At 43.1% G+C, this 2,593-nt stretch carries 3 protein-coding genes and 1 pseudogene; 1 reads left to right on the top strand and 3 read right to left on the bottom strand.

The window, feature by feature from the left end:
- Positions 1 to 17 precede the first annotated feature (17 nt).
- Both WBA23_RS16390 and hppD read right to left on the bottom strand, forming a co-directional pair.
- Positions 18 to 386: pseudogene (locus WBA23_RS16390) on the bottom strand (four helix bundle protein).
- A 40-nt stretch (positions 387 to 426) separates the two neighbouring features.
- Entirely contained in the window at positions 427 to 1,557 is a 1,131-nt protein-coding gene (hppD, locus tag WBA23_RS16395; protein WP_424583367.1) for a 4-hydroxyphenylpyruvate dioxygenase, read from the bottom strand.
- A 289-nt stretch (positions 1,558 to 1,846) separates the two neighbouring features.
- On the opposite strand from hppD, the gene WBA23_RS16400 reads away from it, so the two are divergent.
- Entirely contained in the window at positions 1,847 to 2,263 is a 417-nt protein-coding gene (locus WBA23_RS16400; RefSeq protein WP_424583368.1) for an Lrp/AsnC family transcriptional regulator, read from the top strand.
- Between the two features lie 9 nt (positions 2,264 to 2,272).
- Here the strand turns inward: WBA23_RS16400 and WBA23_RS16405 are convergent.
- The coding region (locus WBA23_RS16405; protein ID WP_424583369.1) for an aminotransferase class IV at positions 2,273 to 2,593 on the bottom strand (321 nt) is incomplete at its 5' end.

Raw genomic sequence — 2,593 nt, forward strand, 5'->3', positions numbered from 1 at the left:
TGATAATTCGCCTTGGCTTATTCACCAGCTTTCTTAACTATTACATAGAGTATTTTGAGCAGTTCTTCACAGTCTTTGATCATTGAATCAAACGCCTGTTTATCAATATAATCCGTTGCGTGCAGCAAGCGGAGCCAATACTTGGTTTCCCTGGCTTCTTTTTAGGCGATGGAAAGTTTGGCTCTAGAATCCTTCCGAGATATTCCACCAATCCCCTCTTCCACATTCGCCCCAATACTCGTCCCACTCTTCAGTAACTGTTTTGATAAAACGTATTCCTTCTTTTCATCCACCAAATGTTTATATAGCCGAACAATCCTAACCGCAAAAACAAACGACTTCTCCCTCACCGGATTCCCAGTTCCACTTTGAATATCTTCACTCATACGATCAATTGCTCATTGTTCACTGCTAATTGCACATTGATCAGAGGTTTCCACGAAGTTCTTGTTCCCGCTCGATTGCCTCAAAGAGGGCTTTGAAATTGCCTTTGCCGAAGGAGCGCGCACCTTTGCGCTCGATGATTTCGTAGAACACGGTGGGGCGGTCTTGCACCGGTTTGGTGAAGATTTGTAGTAGATAGCCTTCATCGTCGCGATCAACCAGAATGCCGAGTTTGCGTAGTTCTTCTATCGGCTCGTCAATATCACCTATTCGGTCTTTTAGGTCGTCGTAGTAAGTGTCTGGCACGTGCAAAAAAGCCACCCCGTTGTCGCGCAGTTGCGTAATGGTTTGAATGATGTTGTCGGTAGCGATAGCAATGTGTTGTACGCCCGCCCCTCCGTAGAACTCCAAGTACTCATCAATCTGACTCTTCTTTAGTCCGGGAGCGGGTTCGTTAATTGGGAATTTAATGCGCTCGTTGCCGTTTGACATTACTTTGGACATCAAGGCGGTATACTTGGTGGAAATATCCTTATCGTCGAAGGAAACTAACTGCTTGAACCCCATTACATCGGCGTAGAAATCAACGAAAGCGTTCATATCGCCTAGTTCCACGTTGCCTACAATATGATCTACGTACTTTAGCCCTACGCTGCGGTTTTGCAAGTAAGGGTTGTCCATTTTCTGAAATCCGGGCATGAAGAAGCCCCGGTAATTCTTATCTTCTACAAAGGTGTGGATTGTTTCGCCGTAGGTTTTAATTGAAGCTTTTATGATCTCTCCGCCCTCATCAGAAAACACTTCAGGTTCGGCTACCGCTTCCGCTCCCCGCTGGGTGGTTTCCCGAAAGGCCTGACGGGCATCGTCTACCCACAGCGCAATATCACGCACTCCGTCGCCGTGTTTAAAAACATGGTTGGCAATGAAGCCTTCGGGCTTAATGGGAGAAGTAAGGATAAAACGTACTTTGTTTTGCTGAAGTAAGTAACTAGCCCGGTCGCGATATCCGGTTTCCGGTCCTAAGTACCCAACAATATCGTAGCCGAAAGTATAATGATAGTAGAACGCCGCCTGCTTAGCATTTCCTACTAAAAACTCAATATAGAAAGTACCATTAATTGGCAGGAAATCTTGTTTATCGGTCGACTGAACAGAAATATTTTGAGTTTGCATATAGTTGAATCTTTAGATTTAAATCAATCAGCGAAAAATATGTATATGATAATAATACTGTGTTTTTTTGCGCCTCTTTTAAATATCAGCAGTATAATGTTCTAGCTTTTCATTTTTGATAAATTACCAGCTATGGGTAACTTGTTAGACGAAGAAACAATAGATAATGTTATATAAGAATCTTTGTAATAAATTTACGAAAGAGAAAAACTTGTATCACTTTATATATAAAGTTATTTTTGCTTTATTATTTAGTTAGTAAAGAATTAGGCAGGTTTTAGTAAATAAAATGAATATTGATCTTATTAGTAGGAAGATTTTGGAATTACTTCAGGCGAATGCTCGAGCTGCGGTCTCTGAAATTAGCAAAGAAGTAGGTCTTACTGCCCCGGCAGTAGCCGAGCGAATTCGTAGAATGGAGGAGGCGGGAGTTATCCGCTCGTACGGAGTGAAATTAGATTACGAGCAACTAGGGTACGCGGTACAAGCATTCATTACCATAAGAATCTACGCCAATCAAAATCAGCGACTGATTCATTTTTTAAAGCAGCAGAAAGAGGTACAGGCCTGCTACGCCGTTACCGGACGGGAAGGGTACTATATTGAACTAAGGTCGGCAAGTTTGCAGGAACTAGAACATATCATCGCCAAGCTTACCGAATTTGGCGAACCTAACACCTCCATTGTGCTCTCTCAAGTAATTTGAGAGCGTTGCTCACCAACGAATACTATCAACTTTTACCAAACATTCACCCAGCGGAAGCATCGCATTGATTAGGCTACACCGCTTAAATTGGGCTAAATCGCTTGGACTGATCTTCGCCTTTTGCAAACGACCATCTTGCAATAAGCGAGCGCGGGCAGTGCCGGGTAACAGCGGTTGATGAGGAGTGAACCACTGTTGTCCGTCGTAAAGTGCTACATTACTGTACGAAGTATCGGTGATCAAACCGTTTTTTACCATCAGAATATCATCACAGCCCTGCCGCTGAGCGAATAAGTGGTTAATGAGCTTACGATCCGCAAATTTGTGATT

The organism is Tunicatimonas sp. (genome assembly GCF_049647865.1).
Taxonomy (GTDB): Bacteria; Bacteroidota; Bacteroidia; order Cytophagales; family Cyclobacteriaceae; genus Tunicatimonas.

What these genes read in the sequence shown, in the direction of transcription:
- hppD (WP_424583367.1), bottom strand. Translation starts at nt 1,557, where the DNA reads ATGCAAACTCAAAATATTTCTGTTCAGTCGACCGATAAACAAGATTTC.
- WBA23_RS16400 (WP_424583368.1), top strand. Translation starts at nt 1,847, where the DNA reads ATGAATATTGATCTTATTAGTAGGAAGATTTTGGAATTACTTCAGGCG.